Genomic DNA, 16,648 nt, shown 5'->3' with positions numbered 1-16,648 from the left:
GACCATGTCGATCGACGTCAACAACGAATCCGGAACCGAGGTCGACGAGCAGGCGATCCTCGACATCGCCCGCTACGCGCTCGCGCGGATGCGCATCCACCCGCTCTCCGAGCTCTCGGTGATCGTCGTGGACGCCGACGCCATGGAGCAGCTCCACATCCAGTGGATGGACCTGCCCGGCCCGACGGACGTCATGTCCTTCCCGATGGACGAGCTGCGCCCGCCGTCCAAGGACGACGACGAGCCGCCGCAGGGGCTGCTCGGCGACATCGTGCTGTGCCCCGAGGTCGCCGCCCGGCAGGGCGCCGAGGCGCCGACGCGGCACACCATGGACGAGGAGCTCCAGCTCCTCACCGTCCACGGTGTGCTGCACCTGCTCGGCTACGACCACGAGGAACCGGACGAGAAGGCCGAGATGTTCGGCCTGCAGGCGGCCATCGTGGACGGCTGGCGTGCGGAGAGGGGCCTGACCGGCCCGTCCCCGGCCCCGACCGTCTCATGAGCCCCGGGCTCGCCCTGGGGGCCGTCGCCCTGGTCGTCGTCGCCTGGCTCGCCGCCTGCGCGGAGGCGGGCCTGGCGCGCGTCTCCAGCTTCCGGGCCGAGGAGGCCGTACGGTCCGGGCGGCGCGGCAGCGCCAAGCTGGCCCGGGTCGCCGCGGACCCGACCCGCTACCTCAACGTGGCGCTGCTGGTCCGCGTCGCCTGCGAGATGGCCGCCGCGGCGCTGGTCACCCACGCCTGCCTGCGGGAGTTCCCCGCCACCGGCGAGGCGCTGGCCGTCGCCATCGCGGTCATGGTGCTGGTGTCGTACGTCGCCGTCGGGGTCTCCCCGCGCACCATCGGCCGCCAGCACCCGCTGAACACGGCGACCGTGGCGGCGTACGTCCTGGTGCCGCTGGCGCGGATCATGGGCCCGGTCCCGTCGCTGCTCATCCTCATCGGCAACGCGCTCACCCCCGGCAAGGGCTTCCGGCGCGGCCCGTTCGCCTCCGAGGCGGAGCTGCGCGCGCTGGTCGACCTCGCCGAGAAGGAGTCGCTGATCGAGGCCGAGGAGCGCCGCATGGTGCACTCGGTGTTCGAGCTGGGCGACACCCTGGTGCGCGAGGTGATGGTCCCGCGCACCGATCTCGTCGTCATCGAGCGGTACAAGACCATCCGCCAGGCCCTCACCCTCGCCCTGCGCTCCGGTTTCTCCCGCATCCCGGTCACCGGCGACAGCGAGGACGACATCGTCGGGATCGTCTACCTGAAGGACCTGGTCCGCAGGACGCACATCAGCCGCGACGCCGAGTCGGAGCTGGTGTCGACGGCGATGCGCCCGGCGTTCTTCGTGCCCGACACCAAGAACGCGGGCGACCTGCTGCGGGAGATGCAGAAGGACCGCAACCACGTCGCCGTCGTCGTCGACGAGTACGGCGGCACGGCCGGCATCGTCACCATCGAGGACATCCTGGAGGAGATCGTCGGCGAGATCACCGACGAGTACGACCGCGAACTGCCGCCCGTGGAGGACCTCGGCGAGGACCGCTACCGGGTCACCGCCCGCCTCGACATCGGCGACCTCGGCGAGCTGTACGGCCTGGAGTCGTACGACGACGAGGACGTGGAGACGGTCGGCGGGCTGCTCGCCAAGGCGCTCGGCCGGGTCCCGATCGCCGGTGCCTCGGCCGTCGTCGAACTCCCCGACGGGCGCGGGCTGCGCCTGACGGCGGAGGCCGCCGCCGGCCGCCGCAACAAGATCGTGACGGTGCTGGTGGAGCCGGCGGGCCCGGCGGACCTGCCGGGCGGCGACGAGGAGGAGAAGCCGGAATGACCCCGGGGGAGCTGCGCGCGCTGTGCCTGTCCTTCGAGGCGGCGGTGGAGGACTTCCCGTTCGGCCCGGAGATCTCCGTCTTCAAGGTCCAGGGCAAGCTGTTCGCCCTGTCGTTCCTCGACGCGCGGCCCCTGAAGGTCAACCTCAAGTGCGACCCGGAGGACGCGGTCCGGCTGCGCGCCGAGCACCCCGGCCTGGTCGTCCCCGGCTGGCACATGAACAAGCGTCACTGGAACACGGTGACGGCCGACGGTGGTCTGCCGGACCGCCTGGTGCGGGAACTCGTCGAGGACTCGTACGACCTGGTGGTGGCGGGGCTGCCGCGCGCCCAGCGGCTGCGGCTCGACCGTCCCTGAGGAGCGCCGGCCACGACGGGGCCCGGTCCGGTGCGCACGCACCGGACCGGGCCCCGTCGCTGTGCCGGTGTCCGCCGGCGTCGGTCAGCGGGTGCGGCGGCCCAGCCCCAGCGCCACCAGCAGCGCCGCCGCCAGCACGATCGCCGCGTCCAGGGCGATCACCGTGCGCACGCCGGACAGCAGGCCGGCGGAGGTCGTGGCGAGGACGCCCAGCAGCGGGATGCCGACGGTGATGCCGACCTGCTGGGTGGAGGTGACCAGGCCGGTCGCCAGGCCCTGCTCCTCGTCGGGGACGCCGGAGGTGACGGTCAGGCCGTAGGAGACGATCGCGCCCAGGTGGAACATGCTGGCCAGCGAGACGGCGGCGGTGGCGAGCCACACCGACCCGCCGCCCTCGCCGAGACCGAGCAGGGCGGCGGTCAGGACGCCCTGCCCGGCGAGGGAGCCGACCAGCGTGCGGCGGGCGCCGAAGCGGCCGATCACCTTCGGCGCGCAGGCGCCGGCCACCACCGACAGCACGCCCTGCACACCGAAGACCAGGCCGGTGGCGAAGGCCGACAGGCGCAGGACCTCCTGGAGGTAGAGGGTCAGCACGAAGACGACCGTCGACATCATCGAGAAGGTGACCAGGCCGCCCAGGTTGCCCCACGCCACCGTGCGGCGGCGCAGCATCGGCAGGGAGACCAGCGGCGCCTCGCTGCGGGACTCGACGACCGCGAAGGCGGTGAGGAGCAGGACGCCCGCGACCAGGGCGACGAGGACGTCGGTGCGGCCGAAGCCGTGGTCGGCGGCGGTGGACAGGGCGTAGATCAGGGCGAGCAGGCCGCCGGTGACGGTGACCGCGCCGGGGACGTCCAGGCGCGGGCGGTCGGGGGTGCGGGACTCGGGCAGCAGGCCGGGCGCCAGCGGCAGCACGATCAGCGCGAACAGGGCGAGCAGGCCCATGGTGGAGCGCCAGCCGAGGGTGTCGGTGAGGACGCCGCCGGCCACCATGCCGATGGTGAAGCCGAGGGAGAGCAGCGTGCCGGAGATGCCCAGGGCGCGGTCCCGGGCGGGCCCTTCGGGGAAGGTCGTCGTCAGCAGGGACATGCCGGTCGGCACGATCGCCGCCGCGCCCACGCCCTGCAGGGCGCGTCCGGCGAGGAACGACGCCGGGTCCCAGGCGAGCGTCGCCAGCAGCGAGGCCGCGCCGAAGAGGGCGAGGCCGGACAGGAACAGCCGGCGGCGGCCGTACAGGTCGCCCATGCGCCCGAAGAGCAGCAGGAAGCCGCCGGAGGGCAGGGCGAACGCGGTCACCGCCCACTGGAGGGCGGACTGGCCCAGGCCCAGGTCGGCGCCGAGGACGGGCAGGGCCACGTTCAGGACGGAGAAGTCGAGGGCGACCATGAACTGGGCCGCGCACAGCACGAACAGGACGAGCTTGTCGCGGGGCGACAGCCGGGCGGCCGGGGCCGGTGTCTCCCGCGCGGGGGTGGGGGTCGGGGTGGAGGTGTCGATCGCCATGGGCATGATGCTTCCGGCGCCGGAATAGGCGTGGGGAGCGGCCAGTTGTCCTGGTGGTGCCACCACCAGGCATCCGCCCGGCGGGCGCCGGGCGGGCAGAGAGCAGGGGGAGTACGTGCCGGGCGTGATCGAGACCGAGGCGGGCCGGGCCCATCGGCGGCGCGAGCTGCGGGAGTTCCTGATGAGCCGCCGGGCCCGGGTGTCACCGGCCGAGGCCGGTCTGCCGGAGGGCGGAGGGCGGCGCCGGACGCCGGGGCTGCGCCGCGAGGAGGTCGCCGTGCTGGCCGGGGTGGGCGCCTCCTGGTACCAGTGGCTGGAGCAGGGCCGGGACATCTCGGTCTCCCCGCAGGTCCTCGACTCCGTCGCCCGGGTGCTGCGGCTGAGCGACGCCGAGCGCCGCCACCTGTACGTCCTGGCCGGGCTGAACCCGCCCCCGCCCGCGGTGGAGCCGGCCAAGCGGGACATGTGCGACGGGCTGCAACGGCTCCTGGACACCTGGATGCCGTACCCGGCGAACATCATGGACCGGTACTACAACTTCGTGCTGTGCAACGACGCGGCGGTGACGGTGTTCGGCATGCGCCCCGACGGCACGCGCAACTGCCTGGTGGACTTCTTCACCGACCCGCTGTACCGCTCCCGCGCCCGCAGCTGGGAGCACAACGCCCGCGCCGTCGTCGCCCAGTTCCGCGCCGCCTGCTCGGCCAGCCCCGGCGACGAGGGGTTCCAGGAGGTGCTGGCGCGGGCGAAGGCGGCCAGCGAGGAGTTCGCGCGGCTGTGGGAGGAGCGGGACATCGAGGACGCCGGGCAGATCCGCAAGGAGCTCGACCACCCGCTGGTCGGGCTGCTGTGCGTGGAGGCGACGGCGCTGAAGGTGCCCGCCCGGCCGGATCTGACGATCGTGCTGCACACCCCGCTGGACGAGGCGAACACGGCGGCGAAGCTGGAGTGGCTGGCCTCCCCGGAGGGGCGGCGCGGGGCGATGTACCCCGTGGCGGGATGAGCGGCGGGGCGCTCCGTATGCTCACCTCATGACCGACACCAGCGCGCTCGACCCCGAGGACCGCAAGATCGTCACCCTGGCCCGCTCCGCCCGGGCCCGCAACGGCGTCCCCGAGGGGGCCGCCGTACGCGACGAGACGGGACGCACCTACGTCGCCGGCACCGTCGCCCTGGAATCGCTGCGGCTCAGCGCCCTGCGGACGGCGGTGGCGATGGCCGTGGCGTCCGGCGCGAAGTCGCTGGAGGCGGCGGCCGTGGTGACCGAGGCGGAGTCGGCGGCGGCGGAGGACCTGGCGGCGGTACGCGACCTGGGCGGGCCGGGGACGCCGGTGCTGGTCGCCGCGCCGGACGGCACGGTACGGGCCGCGGTGGACGCCGGCTGAGGAACGCGGCGGCCCCCGCCGGGTCCCGTCGCGGCGGGACCCGGGCCGGTGCGGGGGCGCGATGGTACGGCGGTGCCCTGTGGATCAGGGACAATGGGCGCCATGAGCGTTCGCAGTCAGTCATCCGAGCCGTCGGAAACGTCCGAAGCCGTCCATCGGGCGGGCTTCGCCTGTTTCGTGGGCCGCCCCAACGCGGGGAAGTCCACCCTCACGAACGCTCTGGTCGGCCAGAAGGTGGCGATCACCTCCAACCGGCCGCAGACGACCCGGCACACCGTGCGCGGCATCGTGCACCGCCCGGACGCGCAGCTGATCCTGGTGGACACCCCCGGCCTGCACAAGCCGCGCACCCTGCTGGGCGAGCGGCTGAACGACGTCGTGCGCACCACGTGGGCCGAGGTCGACGTGATCGGCTTCTGCCTGCCGGCGAACGAGAAGATCGGCCCCGGCGACCGGTTCATCGCCAAGGAGCTGGCGGGGATCAGGAAGACCCCGAAGGTCGCCATCGTCACCAAGACCGACCTGGTGGACTCCAAGACCCTGGCCGAGCAGCTCATCGCGATCGACCAGCTCGGCCGGGAGCTGGGCATCACCTGGGCGGAGATCGTCCCCGTCTCGGCGACCGCGAACAAGCAGGTCGACCTGCTCGCCGACCTTCTCATCCCGCTCCTCCCCGAGGGCCCCGCGCTCTACCCGGAGGGCGACCTGACCGACGAGCCCGAGCAGGTCATGGTCGCCGAGCTGATCCGCGAGGCCGCGCTGGAGGGCGTCCGGGACGAGCTGCCGCACTCGATCGCGGTGGTCGTCGAGGAGATGCTCCCGCGCGAGGACCGCCCGGCCGACAAGCCGCTGCTCGACATCCACGCCAACGTCTTCATCGAGCGCCCCAGCCAGAAGGGCATCATCATCGGCCCCAAGGGCAAGCGCCTGAAGGAGGTCGGCATCAAGTCCCGCAAGCAGATCGAGGCGCTGCTGGGCACCCCCGTCTTCCTCGACCTGCACGTGAAGGTGGCCAAGGACTGGCAGCGCGACCCCAAGCAGCTGCGCAGGCTCGGCTTCTGAGTCCCGCCCCCTCACGCCCGGTGCGTCAGGCGCCTTCCTTCAGCACCCTGGAGATCAGCGTGCGCTGCTCCTCCGTCAGCCGGGGATCGGCCGCGTACACCGTCGTGCCGTCCACCGTGATCCGGTAGCCGAACCCGTCCGGCACCCCGGCGGGGGGCGTGTCCTGGCCCGCGGCGAGCGCCGCGCGGGCCAGGGCGTGCCACTCGGCCGCGTCGGCGCGCCCCGCGGTGTCCACCTCCGCCCGGCGCTCGATGCCCGCGAAGCCCCCGGTCCGCCTCACCTGAATACGCATGGAACCGTGTCTAGTACGGAACTACGGCGTGCGCACCCCGACCTGCTGCCACGCCTTGTTCACGGCGTCCAGTTCCTCCCCGTCGCCGTAGCGGGCCCGGGCCGCCTTCACCGTCAGCGCGGCGAAGTCCGTGAACCGCGCCTCCTGCTCCAGCTCGCCGCCGGTCAGCACGTCGTACCAGACCTGTCCGGCCCGCTCCCAGGCGTGGCCGCCGAGTTCGGTGGCCGCGAGGTAGAAGGCGTGGTTGGGGATGCCGGAGTTGATGTGGACGCCGCCGTTGTCGCGGTCGGTGCGGACGTAGTCGTCCATCGTCGCGGGCTGCGGGTCCTTGCCGAGGACGTCGTCGTCGTACGCGGTGCCGGGTGCCTTCATCGAGCGCAGCGCCTTGCCGGTGACGCGCGGGGCGAGGAGGTCGGCGCCGATCAGCCAGTCGGCCTCGGCGGCGCTCTGGCCGAGGGCGTGCTGCTTGACCAGGGAGCCGAAGACGTCCGACAGCGACTCGTTGAGGGCGCCGGACTGGCCGTAGTACGCCAGGTTGGCGGTGTACTGGGTGACGCCGTGGGCGAGTTCGTGGCCGATGACGTCGACGGACCGGGTGAAGTCGAGGAAGATCTCGCCGTCCCCGTCGCCGAAGACCATCTGCTCGCCGTCCCAGAAGGCGTTGTTGTACTCGCGGTCGTAGTGGACCGTCGCGTCCAGCGGGAGGCCGCCGCCGTCGATGGAGTCGCGCCCGTACGCCGTCAGGAACAGCTCGAAGGTGGCGCCGAGGCCCGTGTAGGCGCGGTTGACGGTGGCGTCGGCGCCGGGTTCGTCGCCCTCGCCGCGCACCTTGGTGCCGGGCAGGTCGGTGCCGTGTCCGGCGTCGTAGACCGTGCGGTGCGGCTTGCCGGGCTCGGTGCCGGCGCGCGCGACCGCGGCCCGGGCGCCGGCGGTCGCGGCCAGGTGGCGCCGGGTGCGCGCGGAGGCGTCGCGCTGGAGGGTGCGGCGGGCGGGACCGGACAGGCGCGGGTCCTCGGCCTGCGCGAGCCGGTCCAGGACGTGCGGCGGGACGATGGTGCAGAAGACGGGCGGACGGCCCCCGGTGGTGGTGATGGTCATGCTCGCACCATCGCACTGCGTGACTCTCCTGTCACCAGACGCAACCAGGATGGGCGGCGTGCGGGGCCAAGAGGGCCCGTCGATCGGCGCGAAGTGGTATACGGCACTTTTCGCCCCTCTCCTCCCTCCGGTCCCGCATACTGATACGCACCCGCGCATCCGGCGGGCCTCGGCTAGGCTGCGGAGCATCATGCGTTTCGGGCTGCTTCTCCTTAGCTGCCGCGGCGAGGGCCTGTAGTCGAGGCCGACCCCCTCCCCGCGGAGCTTGGTGTTGCGTCGTCGGCCGTCCATCGGACACGCGGACACCGCGGACATCCTGAGGAGCCCACGCGATCATGGCCAATCGCCAGCAGCCCAGTTCCATGCCGATCCACAAGTACCGCGGCTACGAGCAGGTCGACCTCCCCGACCGCACCTGGCCGGACCAGCGGATCACCCAGGCCCCCCGCTGGCTCTCCACCGACCTGCGCGACGGCAACCAGGCCCTGATCGACCCCATGTCGCCCGCCCGCAAGCGCGCGATGTTCGACCTGCTGGTCACGATGGGCTACAAGGAGATCGAGGTCGGCTTCCCGGCCTCCGGCCAGACCGACTACGACTTCGTCCGCTCCATCATCGAGGACCCCGGCGCCATCCCGGACGACGTGACGATCTCCGTGCTGACGCAGGCCCGCGAGGACCTGATCGAGCGCACGGTGGAGTCCCTCCGGGGTGCCAGGCGCGCCACCGTCCACCTGTACAACGCCACCGCTCCCGTCTTCCGCCGGGTCGTCTTCCGCGGCTCCAGGGACGACATCAAGCAGATCGCCGTCGACGGCACGCGGCTGGTGATGGAGTACGCCGGGAAACTGCTGGGCCCCGAGACCGAGTTCGGCTACCAGTACAGCCCCGAGATCTTCACCGACACCGAGCTGGACTTCGCGCTGGAGGTCTGCGAGGCGGTCATGGACGTCTGGCAGCCCGGCCCGGACCGCGAGATCATCCTCAACCTGCCCGCCACGGTGGAGCGTTCGACGCCGTCCACGCACGCCGACCGCTTCGAGTGGATGCACCGCAACCTCTCCCGCCGGGAGTACGTCTGCCTCTCCGTCCACCCGCACAACGACCGCGGTACGGCGGTCGCGGCGGCCGAACTGGCGCTGATGGCCGGCGCCGACCGCGTCGAGGGCTGCCTGTTCGGGCAGGGCGAGCGCACCGGCAACGTCGACCTGGTCACCCTGGGCATGAACCTGTTCTCCCAGGGCGTCGACCCGCAGATCGACTTCTCCGACATCGACGAGATCCGCCGTACGTGGGAGTACTGCAACCAGATGGAGGTCCACCCGCGCCACCCGTACGTGGGCGACCTGGTCTACACGTCCTTCTCCGGCTCCCACCAGGACGCCATCAAGAAGGGCTTCGACGCGATGGAGGCCGACGCCAAGGCGCAGGGCAAGACGGTCGACGAGATCGAGTGGGCCGTGCCGTACCTGCCCATCGACCCCAAGGACGTCGGCCGCTCCTACGAGGCCGTCATCCGCGTCAACTCCCAGTCCGGCAAGGGCGGCATCGCCTACGTCCTGAAGAACGACCACAAGCTGGACCTGCCGCGCCGGATGCAGATCGAGTTCTCCAGGATCATCCAGGCGAAGACCGACGCCGAGGGCGGCGAGATCACCCCGAAGGACATCTGGGCGGTCTTCCAGGACGAGTACCTGCCCAACCCGGCCAACCCCTGGGGCCGCATCCAGGTCAAGCACGGCCAGACGACGACCGACCGCGACGGCGTGGACACCCTCACCGTGGAGGCGACCGTCGACGGCGCGGACACCGTCCTGACCGGCTCCGGCAACGGCCCGATCTCCGCCTTCTTCGACGCGCTCCAGTCCATCGGCATCGACGTACGCCTGCTGGACTACCAGGAGCACACGATGAGCGAGGGCGCCTCGGCGCAGGCCGCCTCCTACATCGAGTGCGCCATCGGCGACAAGGTCCTGTGGGGCATCGGAATCGACGCGAACACCACGCGTGCCTCGCTGAAGGCGGTCGTCTCCGCCGTCAACCGGGCGGCTCGCTGACCAGCCGAATCGGTGGTTTGAGGCCCCGCTCGCCGGAAACAGGCGGGCGGGGCCCCGTCGTATACCGGCCATCCGCGCGAGCAGATCACGGAGAGGTCTCGTCCGGGGTACTGACTCCATGACGGCGATGTGGCTAACATCACGCCATCGCGGCGAGGGTGCCGCGGGGTTACGGAGGTGCGACGTGCTGCCTGGACGGGGACGAAACGGCCGAGCTGCCCGATGTGCGCGCATCCTGGGCACCCGTACCGCATGGACGCCCGCCGGGGACGGGGAGTTCTTCTGCCCCGGCTGCGGGGGCGACCGCAACTACCAGCGCCTCACCGGCCGCCGCCGCTTCACCTTGCTCGGGGTGCCCGTGCTGCCGCGCGGCGAGACGGGGCCGGTCGTCGAGTGCGCGGCCTGCCAGGAGCGCTTCGGCACCGGCGTCCTGGACCACCCGACGACCCGCCGTTTCTCCGCGATGCTCCGCGACGCCGTCCACACCGTCGCCCTCGCGGTCCTCGCCGCGGGCGGCACCGGCTCCCGCACGGCGCTGCACACGGCCGCCGTCGCCGTGCGCGCGGCCGGCTTCGAGGACTGCACCGAGGAGCGGCTGGCCGCGCTGGTCGAGGCGGTGGAGGCGGACACCGGGCGGTACTACGAGGAGCCCTGTGTGCCCGGTCTGGCCATAGAGCTGCACGAGGCGCTGGACCCGCTGGCCCCGCACCTCGCCCCCGCCGGCCGCGCCTCGATCCTGCTCACGGGCGCCCGCATCGCCCTGGCCGACGGCCCGTACACCCCCGCCGAACGGGACGTCCTCGCCACCGTCGGCGCGGCGCTGACCCTCTGCGCCGAGGACGTGACGCGGCTGCTGACGGAGGCGCGTACGCCCTCGTCGTGACCCCTGCCGTCCCGCGCCCGGCGCGACGCCTCCCGCAGGCCGGGGTCAGCCGCAGCGGACGTCCCGCTCGGGCCGCTCCCCGGTGGCCAGGAAGCGGGAGACCGCGCGGTCGCCGCAGGCGGTGCCGTTGGCCAGGTAGGCGTTGTGGCCGGTGGCGTCGTTGGTGACCATGACCGCGCGCCGGCCGAGCGCCTCGCGGAGCTTCAGGGCCCCGGCGAGCGGGGTGGCGACGTCCCGGGCGTTCTGGACGAGGAGGATGTTCGACGGCCCGCGGCCGGTGATCCGCACGGGTGCCTCCCGGGGCGGATACGGCCAGGCGGCGCACAGCAGCGCGTTCCGCGGCATGCCCGCGGTGAGCGGGTACGCCGCCCGGCTCTCGGCGACGTCCTTCTCGTACGCGGCGGCCGAGGCGGGCCAGGCCACGTCGTTGCAGACGGTGCCCACGCTCACGGCGGTGACGTTCTGGAGCACGGCCTCGGGCGGGGTGGCCGGCGCGGGCGGCACCGTGCCGCGCTGCGCGGCCCGTATCAGCTCGGCCAGGGCCGGGTAGCGGCCGGGCGCGTACAGGCTGTCCAGCATGGTCTGGCGCAGCACGTTGCCGTTCAGCTCGGCCGGGTCGGCCCCGGGCCAGGGGATCGGCTCCCGGTCGAGGCGGGCGGCCAGGCGCAGGAACAGCGGCCGTACGTCCGCCGCCCGCCGCGCCACCCGGTCCGGGTTGCCGGGCGCCGCCGCCCACGCCGCGAAGTGGGGGAACGTGTCCTCCACGCCCCGCTCGTACGCGGCGAGCCAGGCGCGGTTGACCCGGACGGGGTCGGGGTCGTCGTTGCTGTCCAGCACGATGCGGTCGGTGCGGTGCGGGAACAGCTCGCCGTAGACGGCTCCCACGTACGTCCCGTACGACACTCCCCACGCGGAGATGCGGCGCTCGCCGAGCGCGGCCCGGATCCGGTCGAGGTCACGGGCCTCGTCGGCCGTGCTCAGGTGCTTGATCAGCTCGCCGCCGTTGCGGGCACAGGCGTCCGCCATGCGGCGGGCGGTGGCGAAGTTGCCGTCGATCGAGCCGTCCGGGGCGGGCCAGGGACGCGTTCTGGTGGGGGAGAGGTCGCCGTACTCCAGTCCGCAGCTCACGGAGGTGGAGGGGGCGAGCCCGCGCGGGGCGAACCCGATCAGGTCGTAGGCGTCCCGGACCTCCTGCGGCAGCCTCTGCCCCTTGCCCGAGGGGTCGTTGAGACTGGAGCCGCCCGGTCCGCCCGGGATGAGGAAGAGCGTTCCGCGCCGGGCGGCGGGCTTCTCGCTCGGGATGCGGGAGACGGCGATGTCGATACGCGGGCCGTCCGGGTCGGCGTGGTCCAGGGGGACCCGGACGGTGGCGCACCGCTGGCGGGGGTCCACGGCGGCGCCGCCCGCGCACGGGGTCCAGTCGAGCGAGGCGGCGGCCGGGGCGGCCGGGGCGGCCGGTGGGGAAGCCGCGGCCACGGAGGCGGTCACGGGCGCGGTGAGCATGAGGAGGACGGCGGAGGCACCGACGAGGGCGGCGCCCCGGCGGAGCTGCTGGGTTTTCCCGGGCTGCGTCATGCCATGAGCCTCACGCACCACCGGCGTCCCTCACATCCGGGCAACAACCCCATTCCCATGGGGGTTTACCCCAGGGCGGGACCTCGGGATGCCCCCGAGCGGACGAACGCCGCCCAGGCCGCCGCCCCGACGACGACCACGGGCCCACCGGGCACCTTGCTGTCCCGGACGGGGACGACGCCGGGGACTCCGTCGGCTACCTCGACGCAGTCGCCGCCGTTGCCGTCGCTGTAGCTGCTCTTGCGCCAGCGGGCGGCGCCGGGGAAGTCGTGGGCGACCTCGACGCAGTCCTCCCCGCCGTTGCCGCCGCTGTAGCTGCTCTTGCGCCAGCTCGCGTTGGTCAGGTCGTACTCGCGCATCGTCTGTAGTCCTCCGCCGCCGACTCGATCAGGGCCAGGGACGCCTCGGTCGACAACGCGGCGGCCCTGAGCAGATCGTAGGACGAGCGGGTTCGCTTCACCACCGTCGGCTCGTCCAGCAACCTTCCTGAAAGCACCCCCTCTGTATAGACGGTCGGCGGCGCGTCATCGAACTCCATGAGCTTCATCAGCTTGCCCATCTCCGGGTGCGCGCCCGCCGCGAACGGCAACACCTGGAGCACGGCCACGCGCTCGCGCGACAGGGCCGCGAGGCGGTCCAGTTGGTGGGCCATGACCTGCGGTCCGCCGACGGGGATGCGCAGCGCCGTCTCGTGCAGGATCACCCAATACACGGGGCGTGTTGCGTCCTTGAGAAGCCGCGACCGGTCCATGCGGCCCTTGATCAGCTCCTCGATGTACTCCTCGGTGGCGAGTGGGTTGTTGGCCAGGAACACCGCCCGCGCGTACTCCCGGGTCTGGAGGAGCCCGGGGACCACCGTCGGCGCGTACTCGCAGATCTCCGTCGCCAGCCGCTCCAGCTCCACTACGTGAGCGAAGTACTCCCGATACGGCTGGTCCTTGATGAGTTTGCGGCACAACCGCTCGAAAATACCGTCGGATTGCAGTACCTCGTCGATCCGCTGGGCGATATCGAGCTGAGGTTTTCGAATGGCCTGCTCGAACTGCCCGATATAGGCACCGGAGACGAAGACGCGCGCCCCCAGTTCCACCTGAGTGAGCCCCGCGTCCTCCCGGCGCCGCTTGAGTTCCGCGCCGAAGAACTCCCAGGCCGCCTGCCGTGATCCGTGTGAACCATTGGCCATGACCAACCCCCTTGAGCTGCTTCGCTCTTGTAGAGCGTCGTCTCCTGCCGAGTGTAGGTGTGGGGCATCATGCTGGAGATATAAAGAGGGAAAAGAGAAAGGGAAGGGGAGCACGTTGAAGGAACAACATTCTGAGCTCTGTGCCGAAGAGGCGGAGGAGGTGGTGGAAGAATTGCGGGCGGCGCTGGCGAAGGCCGGAATTACCCTTCCGTCGCTCGGTGTCGACCCGGTGAGTCTTGCGCGGCGGACGCCCTGCCCGCTCATCGAATTGGGGCGGTGTTCCGTGGAGACCGCCCGCCGGCTCGCGGCGGTGCTGCGGTGAAGCCGCCCGTCGGGGCGTATGTGGTCGACACCCGTACGGGGCGACTCGGGATCGTCATGGGACACGAAGGGCCGTACGTGCAACTGCGTCCGTACGGCGGTGGCCGGGAGTGGGACGCCGACCCGGGTGCCGTGCGCTGCGCCACCCAGGCGGAGCGGATCAGCGCGGTGACGGCGTACGCGAACGCGCGCAGCCGGGGCGAGGTTCCTTGAAGGGGGCGCCGGGGCCCGGGCGGCCGTCAGGCCCTCCCGCGCCGGGCCCCGGCCCACAGCAGGGCCAGTACCACCGCGACCAGGGCGCCGTAGGCCACGCCGACGGCCGCCATGCCCGAGGCCGCCGACCGCAGCCCGGGTCCCGCCGCCGTGAAGAACAGGGCGCCGAACACGGCGACCCCGAGGGACGCGGCGAACTGCTGGGCCGTGTTGACCACGCCGGACGCCGCCCCGGCCGCCTCGGGGCCCACCTCGGCCAGGGCGAAACCGATCAGGGGAGGCAGCAGCAGGCCGTTGCCGAGACTGATCACGGCGAGGGTGGCCACCAGGGCCGGGAGCGCCACCCGGTCGCCGCAGACGGCCAGTTGGGCCACGAGTGCGGCCAGGCCCGCGACCGCCAGCGCGCCCCCGGCCGCGGGCACCGCCCTGCCGTGGCGGGCCGTGAGCCGTCCGCTGAGCAGCGAGGCGGCGCTGAAGAGCACGGCCGCGGGCAGGAAGACGAGGGCCGCGGTGAGGGGGTCCTGGCCCAGCCCGGCCTGGAGCAGGAGGGCGAGGGTGAACATGTAGGCGCCGAAGTAGAGCTGGAAGAGGGCGACCGCGGCCACGCCCGTCACATACGGGCGGTTGCGCAGCAGCGCCGGGTCCAGCACCGGGGCGCCACCGCGCCGTCGCAGGGACCGTTGCCCGCGCAGCGTCAGCGCACCCGCCGGAACGGCCGCCGCCAGGCTCGCCCACGTCCACAGCGGCCAGCCCTGTTCCCGGCCCAGGGACAGGGGCGCGAGGAGCAGGCCGAGGGTCAGCGTCACACCGGCCGCGCCCCGCAGGTCGAAACGGGCGGCCGGGACGCCCCGCGGCGCGGGCGGAGGCAGGAAGCGTACGGCGAGAGCGGCGGCGACGGCGCCCACCGGCACGTTCACCAGGAAGACCGCGCGCCAGCCCAGGCCCGGCACGTCGGCCTGGAGGAGCAGCCCGCCCAGCAGCTGACCGGCTACGGCGCCGATGCCGCCGGCGGCGCTGTACCAGGCGGTGGCCCGGCCCCGGTGGGCCGCCGGGAAGCGGGTGGTGACCAGGGAGAGCACCTGGGGCACCAGCACGGCCGCCGCCAGCCCCTGGGCGAGGCGGGCCGCGACGAGCTGCCCCGGTGACAGGGCCAGCCCGCACAGCAGCGAGGCGAGGGTGAAGGCGGCCATGCCGGTGACGAACATCCGCCGGTAGCCGTACCGGTCGCCTAGGCGTCCGCCGGTCACCAGTCCCGCCGCGTACGCGAAGGCGTACCCGGCGACGACGAGTTCCAGCGCGCCCTCGCTCGCGTGGAGCCCGGTCCGCAGCGCCTCGGTGGCGATGTTGACCACGAAGAGGTCGAAACTCGCCATGAAAGTGCCGCTCAGCGCGACGGCGAGCATGCGCCACTCACGGGGGCCGGGGGTGCCGGGGACGGGCGGGGGCGTGGCCGCGGCTGCGGTTGCGGCTGCGGTGGGGGACGCCGGGCGGCGGGCTGATGAGGTCATGGTCATCATCGCTATCATCGACATCGAATATCCATCAAGTCCATATCCCGGTCGCCCGCCGAGTAATCTGGCGACCCATGAAGCTGTCCCAAGGCGTCGAGTGGGCCGTCCACTGCTGCGTCCTGCTGGTCCAGGCCGAGGAGGGCGAGGCCGTCTCGCGCACCACCCTCGCCGGGTACTACGGGCTGCCCGTCGCCTACCTCGCCAAGCACCTGAAGTCCCTGGTGCAGGGCGGCGTCCTGGTCGCCACCTCCGGGCCGCGCGGCGGATTCCGGCTGGCGCGGCCCGCCGCGCGGATCACCGTGCTCGACGTCGTCGAGGCGATCGAGGGCACCGCCCCGCCGTTCGTCTGCACGGAGATCCGGCAGCGCGGCGCCTGCGCCCTCCCGGCCGACCGCTGCACGGGCCCGTGCGGGGTGGCGCAGGTGATGTACGACGCCGACCGCGCCTGGCGGGACTCGCTGCGCGCGGTCACCGTCGCCGACCTCGCCGGGCGGCTCCCGGCCGACCTGCGCGAGCGTGCCCGCTCCTGGCTGCGGGACCCGTCCGCGCCCCTGCCCGCCTTCCGGTGACGGAGCACCCGTGGTGCTTCCCGTGACGGAGGGGGCGGGCGGGACAGGCAGAATGGGGTCATGAGTCTGTTCCGCGACGACGGCATCGTGCTGCGCACCCAGAAGCTGGGTGAGGCGGACCGGATCATCACCCTGCTCACCCGCGGTCACGGCCGCGTACGCGCCGTGGCCCGGGGCGTCCGGCGGACGAAGTCCAAGTTCGGCGCGCGGCTGGAGCCCTTCTCCCACGTCGACGTGCAGTTCTTCGCGCGGGGCAGCGAGCTGGTGGGGCGCGGGCTGCCGCTGTGCACGCAGAGCGAGACCATCGCGCCGTACGGCGGCGGCATCGTGACGGACTACGCCCGCTACACCGCCGGGACCGCCATGCTGGAGACCGCCGAGCGGTTCACCGACCACGAGGGCGAACCGGCGGTCCAGCAGTACCTGCTGCTCGTCGGCGCGCTGCGCACCCTCGCCCGCGGCGAGCACGCCCCGCACCTCGTCCTCGACGCGTTCCTGCTGCGCTCCCTCGCCGTCAACGGGTACGCCCCGAGCTTCGGCGACTGCGCGAAGTGCGGCATGCCGGGACCCAACCGGTTCTTCTCCGTGGCCTCCGGCGGCTCGGTCTGCGCCGACTGCCGGGTGCCCGGCAGCGTCGTACCCTCGCCGCAGGCCCTGGAACTCCTCGGCGCGCTGCTCACGGGAGACTGGGAGACCGCGGACGCGTGCGAGCCGCGGTACGTCCGGGAGGGCAGCGGGCTGGTGTCCGCGTACCTGCACTGGCACCTGGAGCGCGGCCTGCGCTCCCTGCGGTACGTCGAAAAGTAAGAGCGAGAGCAAGAGCGAGAG

19 protein-coding genes are annotated in these 16,648 nt (G+C 72.9%); 12 read left to right on the top strand and 7 right to left on the bottom strand.

Annotated elements, in window-relative coordinates:
* Window positions 1-4: 4 nt before the first annotated feature.
* From ybeY to ABZ340_RS01055, 3 genes are read left to right on the top strand one after another with little or no spacing between them, the layout of a single operon-like run.
* Window positions 5-502 carry an rRNA maturation RNase YbeY gene (gene ybeY / locus ABZ340_RS01065; protein ID WP_164391004.1) on the top strand — a complete coding sequence of 166 codons (498 nt, stop codon included), beginning with the start codon at window positions 5-7 and terminating at the stop codon, window positions 500-502.
* Window positions 499-1,812, top strand: coding sequence for a hemolysin family protein (locus tag ABZ340_RS01060; RefSeq protein ID WP_358779604.1), 1,314 nt, complete (start codon window positions 499-501; stop codon window positions 1,810-1,812). Before ybeY ends, ABZ340_RS01060 begins: the two co-directional genes overlap by 4 nt.
* Window positions 1,809-2,168: an MmcQ/YjbR family DNA-binding protein gene (locus ABZ340_RS01055; protein WP_358779603.1), complete on the top strand. Its 360-nt coding sequence runs from the start codon at window positions 1,809-1,811 to the stop codon at window positions 2,166-2,168. The genes ABZ340_RS01060 and ABZ340_RS01055 overlap by 4 nt, the downstream gene beginning before the upstream one ends.
* Before the next feature lie 84 nt (window positions 2,169-2,252).
* Here the strand turns inward: ABZ340_RS01055 and ABZ340_RS01050 are convergent, their stop codons facing one another.
* A complete protein-coding gene (locus ABZ340_RS01050) occupies window positions 2,253-3,671 on the bottom strand; it encodes an MFS transporter (RefSeq protein ID WP_358779602.1) in 1,419 nt (472 codons plus the stop codon).
* Window positions 3,672-3,852: 181 nt separating this feature from the next.
* Here ABZ340_RS01050 and ABZ340_RS01045 point away from each other — a divergent pair, with 181 nt between their 5' ends.
* From ABZ340_RS01045 to era, 3 genes are all read left to right on the top strand, one after another.
* Window positions 3,853-4,674 carry a helix-turn-helix transcriptional regulator gene (locus ABZ340_RS01045; protein ID WP_358779645.1) on the top strand — a complete coding sequence of 274 codons (822 nt, stop codon included), beginning with the start codon at window positions 3,853-3,855 and terminating at the stop codon, window positions 4,672-4,674.
* A gap of 28 nt (window positions 4,675-4,702) precedes the next feature.
* On the top strand, window positions 4,703-5,056 hold the full coding sequence (locus ABZ340_RS01040) for a cytidine deaminase (protein ID WP_358779601.1): 354 nt from the start codon (window positions 4,703-4,705) through the stop codon (window positions 5,054-5,056).
* 102 nt (window positions 5,057-5,158) lie between these two features.
* A complete protein-coding gene (gene era, locus ABZ340_RS01035) occupies window positions 5,159-6,118 on the top strand; it encodes a GTPase Era (protein WP_358779600.1) in 960 nt (319 codons plus the stop codon).
* Between the two features lie 25 nt (window positions 6,119-6,143).
* Here era and ABZ340_RS01030 read toward each other — a convergent pair whose 3' ends face one another.
* Both ABZ340_RS01030 and ABZ340_RS01025 read right to left on the bottom strand, forming a co-directional pair.
* Window positions 6,144-6,410 (bottom strand): protealysin inhibitor emfourin, encoded by a 267-nt coding sequence (locus ABZ340_RS01030; protein WP_358779599.1) that lies wholly within the window; start codon window positions 6,408-6,410, stop codon window positions 6,144-6,146.
* Window positions 6,411-6,431: 21 nt separating this feature from the next.
* A complete protein-coding gene (locus ABZ340_RS01025) occupies window positions 6,432-7,502 on the bottom strand; it encodes a M4 family metallopeptidase (protein WP_358779644.1) in 1,071 nt (356 codons plus the stop codon).
* A gap of 341 nt (window positions 7,503-7,843) precedes the next feature.
* Here ABZ340_RS01025 and leuA point away from each other — a divergent pair, with 341 nt between their 5' ends.
* A complete protein-coding gene (gene leuA, locus ABZ340_RS01020; RefSeq protein WP_358779598.1) occupies window positions 7,844-9,565 on the top strand; it encodes a 2-isopropylmalate synthase in 1,722 nt (573 codons plus the stop codon).
* 184 nt (window positions 9,566-9,749) lie between these two features.
* Entirely contained in the window at window positions 9,750-10,448 is a 699-nt protein-coding gene (locus ABZ340_RS01015; RefSeq protein ID WP_358779597.1) for a TerB family tellurite resistance protein, read from the top strand.
* Between the two features lie 45 nt (window positions 10,449-10,493).
* Here ABZ340_RS01015 and ABZ340_RS01010 read toward each other — a convergent pair whose 3' ends face one another.
* The 3 genes from ABZ340_RS01010 to ABZ340_RS01000 form a co-directional block, all read right to left on the bottom strand.
* Window positions 10,494-12,023 carry an alpha/beta hydrolase gene (locus tag ABZ340_RS01010; RefSeq protein ID WP_358779596.1) on the bottom strand — a complete coding sequence of 510 codons (1,530 nt, stop codon included), beginning with the start codon at window positions 12,021-12,023 and terminating at the stop codon, window positions 10,494-10,496.
* 65 nt (window positions 12,024-12,088) lie between these two features.
* Window positions 12,089-12,382: a DUF397 domain-containing protein gene (locus ABZ340_RS01005; RefSeq protein ID WP_358779595.1), complete on the bottom strand. Its 294-nt coding sequence runs from the start codon at window positions 12,380-12,382 to the stop codon at window positions 12,089-12,091.
* The gene (locus ABZ340_RS01000) at window positions 12,364-13,206 is read right to left on the bottom strand and encodes a helix-turn-helix transcriptional regulator (RefSeq protein WP_358779594.1); all 843 of its coding nucleotides are present in this window, start codon (window positions 13,204-13,206) and stop codon (window positions 12,364-12,366) included. The genes ABZ340_RS01005 and ABZ340_RS01000 overlap by 19 nt, the downstream gene beginning before the upstream one ends.
* Before the next feature lie 115 nt (window positions 13,207-13,321).
* Here ABZ340_RS01000 and ABZ340_RS00995 point away from each other — a divergent pair, with 115 nt between their 5' ends.
* Both ABZ340_RS00995 and ABZ340_RS00990 read left to right on the top strand, forming a co-directional pair.
* Window positions 13,322-13,528, top strand: coding sequence for a hypothetical protein (locus ABZ340_RS00995; protein WP_358779593.1), 207 nt, complete (start codon window positions 13,322-13,324; stop codon window positions 13,526-13,528).
* Window positions 13,525-13,740 carry a hypothetical protein gene (locus ABZ340_RS00990; protein ID WP_358779592.1) on the top strand — a complete coding sequence of 72 codons (216 nt, stop codon included), beginning with the start codon at window positions 13,525-13,527 and terminating at the stop codon, window positions 13,738-13,740. Before ABZ340_RS00995 ends, ABZ340_RS00990 begins: the two co-directional genes overlap by 4 nt.
* A gap of 26 nt (window positions 13,741-13,766) precedes the next feature.
* Here the strand turns inward: ABZ340_RS00990 and ABZ340_RS00985 are convergent, their stop codons facing one another.
* On the bottom strand, window positions 13,767-15,272 hold the full coding sequence (locus ABZ340_RS00985; RefSeq protein WP_358779591.1) for an MFS transporter: 1,506 nt from the start codon (window positions 15,270-15,272) through the stop codon (window positions 13,767-13,769).
* A gap of 53 nt (window positions 15,273-15,325) precedes the next feature.
* Here ABZ340_RS00985 and ABZ340_RS00980 point away from each other — a divergent pair, with 53 nt between their 5' ends.
* A complete protein-coding gene (locus tag ABZ340_RS00980; protein WP_358779590.1) occupies window positions 15,326-15,820 on the top strand; it encodes an Rrf2 family transcriptional regulator in 495 nt (164 codons plus the stop codon).
* 60 nt (window positions 15,821-15,880) lie between these two features.
* Window positions 15,881-16,627, top strand: a complete 747-nt coding sequence (gene recO, locus ABZ340_RS00975) for a DNA repair protein RecO (protein WP_358779589.1) — start codon at window positions 15,881-15,883, stop codon at window positions 16,625-16,627.
* Window positions 16,628-16,648: the final 21 nt, after the last annotated feature.

The organism is Streptomyces sp. NPDC006134 (assembly GCF_040628835.1).
Lineage (GTDB): Bacteria > Actinomycetota > Actinomycetes > Streptomycetales > Streptomycetaceae > Streptomyces.
This window is presented reverse-complemented; position numbering and strand designations above follow the sequence as displayed.